The sequence below is a fragment of the Okeania sp. SIO2B9 genome, from assembly GCF_010672505.1.
Taxonomy (GTDB): domain Bacteria; phylum Cyanobacteriota; class Cyanobacteriia; order Cyanobacteriales; family Microcoleaceae; genus Okeania; species Okeania hirsuta.
Genome location: NZ_JAAHGK010000889.1, coordinates 1 through 3,295 on the forward strand (window position 1 = coordinate 1; position 3,295 = coordinate 3,295).

Genomic DNA, 3,295 nt, shown 5'->3' on the forward strand with positions numbered 1-3,295 from the left:
TCTCTTACTGTAGGGCCAGTGCTACATTGACCAAGACAACCGCTGGCCTGAATATTAACACCCACTATATTTTTTGTCTCAGCTATGAAGGTTTTGAGGACTTCTTGAGAATTGTGGCGCAGACAAGACGTATTTTGGCAGACAAATACACAGCGATCGCGAGAAGTTTCTTCTGGTTTTTGGCCTTCAGATATTGACATTAATCAAAAATTCTTAATATAGCTTTATGCTACATTGTAAGATTTGATTTGAGAAAAGTGCAATTATGGTATGTTGTATATTCTTTTATGATTACTATTGAAGCCAAAACTAAAAAGGAAAATTTTTACTTTTTGACGCTCTCATAGTTATTCCAACTAGAACAAAATCTGAGGTAAACATGACTAAAACTGTAGCAGATGTGATGAGTAATAATCCAATTTCTGTTAAGCCAGAAATGCCTTTAAAAGAGGCAATTAAAATTTTGGCAGAACAACGCATTAGTGGTCTTCCTGTAGTCAATGAACAGGAAAAATTAGTCGGGATCGTATCAGAAACAGATTTGATGTGGCAAGAAAGCGGAGTCACTCCTCCACCCTATATTATGTTGCTAGATAGTGTGATTTTTCTAGAAAATCCAGCTCGTTATGAAAAACAAATTCATAAAGCTTTAGGAGAAACTGTGGGAGAAGTAATGACTAAAGACCCTCTAACTACTACACCGCAAAAATCACTCTCAGCAGCAGCGAGACTCATGCACGAACAGAATATTCATCGGTTACCAGTATTAGATGAAAATGATAAAGTGATTGGTATACTAACTCGTGGGGATATTATTAGAGCTATGGCAAGCGAGTAAGTTTGATTCTATAAAAAATCAATTATGGCAGGGGATCAAAAATCTACTCTAGTTTATAGCTCAGATCATCCAGGAAAATAAAAAAATAAAATTTATGGCAATGAGTGTTACCCCAGATTCAATTAAGCAACTACTAATATCAGAGGATCTAGGCGATCGCTTACGTGGAGTTAATCAATTACGTCAAATAGATTTAGCTACCGCTTTTGAATTAATTCAAACTTCAATCAAAGACCAAGATACTCGTGTTAGATATGCTGCAGTGAGCCAAATGTCAAGCTTAGGTACACAAAATTTAACAATATCTCAAGAAATATTGCGAGACTGTCTGCTCAACGATCCCGAACCAGATGTCCAAGCAGCAGCAGCAGATGCTTTAGGAGCATTAAAACTTACTGAAACTTTTGACGACCTACAACAGGTCTACCAGAATACTCCAGAATGGCTAGTTAAAATGAGCATAGTTGCAGTAGTAGGAGGAATGGGGGAACCAAGAGCATTATCTTTACTAAAAGATGCTCTCCAGTCAGATAATGAACTGATACAGACTATAGCTATTAGTGCTTTAGGGGAACTAGGAAACCCAGAAGCTGTCCCTTTCTTAACACCTTTTGCCACCAATAGTGATTGGCAAATGCGTTATAGACTCGTACAAGCTTTGCATAAATTAGGAGGGCCACAAGCGGAGCAAGTTATCACACAGTTAGCCAACGATCCGGTTGAGCAGGTTGCTCAGGAGGCCAAGGTAGCCCAAAATAGTTAATCACAGCAGAAGGTAGAAGGTTGATTACTTCCTGATCTCAGTTACTCTATCAGTCCACAACCTTTGTAGATATTGCTAGTGAAGTACCCCAACCTACTTCGCTGAGGTTGGGGCTTCCAATTCTCAGGTCAATTCAGGAACGGTCTTATTTGTCTTTCGGGCTTCCCGCTTCATTCGCCGACGCCTCAACCAGCAAGCTGGAATTGGTCTTACTGAGCGTCCATAGGCAAACATCTGCTTTCCGCAGACGTATAGTTTTCCGACATACTTACCTTGGAATTACAGCACTGTGGCTAACCTGCCGGGGCAAGTCTCTTCCCTGAGATCCGCGTTTTACTTTGTATACCTCCAGGTCTAAAAACTGATAGGATATTAGACCATTTATTAAGGTAGCCTTTTAGTCGGTCATGCGGGTCAGCAACCAAGTTTATTATAACACGAATCATCACAAGTTGTCGTCTCGCTATCCATCCCCACCTTCTTCCAACGTGGGGAATTCCGCGAGTTTTGTTAAAAGCTAATTAACTTAATTGAGGCGATAGCTACGATAGTTGCATATTCGGTACGTTAGAATACGAGGGAAAAATTTAGTTTGATTAAATAAATATTCTTTAGCGAGAGGAAAGAGTCTATGTTTCTAGATGAACTAACCCCAGTGGTAAAAGAACTAATTGAACAACCAGTTGCCTTTTTTGGAGGTTTTTTCTCTGGTATGTTCCGACTAAATCTTAATGACGATCCAGTCAAAAGTTGGCTTGAGAAGCAGAATGGTTATACTGCCACTACTAACTCTAATACAGAAGTAAATAGTGACAAAAGTGAAGGTCCTCAATCAATCACTATAGAATAATAAATACACTTCTTGCAGAGGTCAGGGAATTGTTGATTTTATCTCTTGAATTAATTTCATTAAAACTTTTGCAAGAGGTCTAATATTAATACTTACTTTACTTGAAAGCTTTTCCCAACTTCTTTGCATTTTAGAGGTTAGATTAAACAACCGCTTGTTCAGAGGTTGGGATAGTTTTTATTTATCTTTTGAAATAGGCTGAGAAACATCTTTTGCCAAAGATAAAATATCAGATGGAATCATCAAAATAGTAGTAGTATTTTGTTCAGTTCCGATCTCAGCAATCATCTGAATTCTACGTAGTTCTAATGCTACTGGAAACTTAGCAATTTCTCGTGCAGCTTGTGTTAGTTTAATAGTTGATTCATAGTCAGATTCCGCCTTAATCATACGCGCCCTTTTCTCTCTTGCCACTTCAGCTTCTTTTGCCATTGCACGCTGCATTGGTTTAGGAATTTGCAGATTTTTTATTTCTATACGTTCAATTTCTATACCCCAAGGATTTGTAATTTCGTCAACTATTTCACAAATTCTAGAGTTAATTTTATCTCGTTCCTGAAGCAGTTCATCTAGTTTATGTTGCCCAATAATATTACGCAAAGTTGTTAAAGCAGCTTGAGATGTTGCAAAGTTATAATCTTTAACTCTAATTAAAGCTTTCTCGGGATCCCGAATTCGATAATAAAGAACTGCATTGATACCAACAGTAACACTATCTTTTGTCACTGTATCTTGGGATTCAAGATCAATAGTAATAGTTCTTCGGTCTACTTGCTTTATTTGGTCAATAATTAGAATAGTTAAATATACGCCAAGACCTCTTACATGACTAAATATTCCTAGT

General features: G+C 37.8%; 4 protein-coding genes and 1 pseudogene. 3 read left to right on the forward strand and 2 right to left on the reverse strand.

From position 1 onward, the window contains the following. Window positions 1-200, reverse strand: a pseudogene (locus F6K13_RS25010) ((2Fe-2S) ferredoxin domain-containing protein); the annotation flags it as partial. A 179-nt stretch (window positions 201-379) separates the two neighbouring features. Here F6K13_RS25010 and F6K13_RS25015 point away from each other — a divergent pair. The 3 genes from F6K13_RS25015 (at window position 380) to F6K13_RS25025 (ending at window position 2,451) form a co-directional block, all read left to right on the forward strand. Next, window positions 380-838 (forward strand): CBS domain-containing protein, encoded by a 459-nt coding sequence (locus F6K13_RS25015; RefSeq protein ID WP_124154867.1) that lies wholly within the window; start codon window positions 380-382, stop codon window positions 836-838. 100 nt (window positions 839-938) lie between these two features. Then, window positions 939-1,601, forward strand: a complete 663-nt coding sequence (gene nblB, locus F6K13_RS25020; protein WP_124142793.1) for a phycobilisome degradation protein NblB — start codon at window positions 939-941, stop codon at window positions 1,599-1,601. Window positions 1,602-2,232: 631 nt separating this feature from the next. After that, entirely contained in the window at window positions 2,233-2,451 is a 219-nt protein-coding gene (locus F6K13_RS25025) for a hypothetical protein (protein ID WP_124142780.1), read from the forward strand. Between the two features lie 177 nt (window positions 2,452-2,628). Here F6K13_RS25025 and F6K13_RS25030 read toward each other — a convergent pair. After that, window positions 2,629-3,295 (reverse strand): slipin family protein (locus F6K13_RS25030; RefSeq protein ID WP_287288710.1); only part of this gene is annotated, 667 nt, incomplete at its 5' end.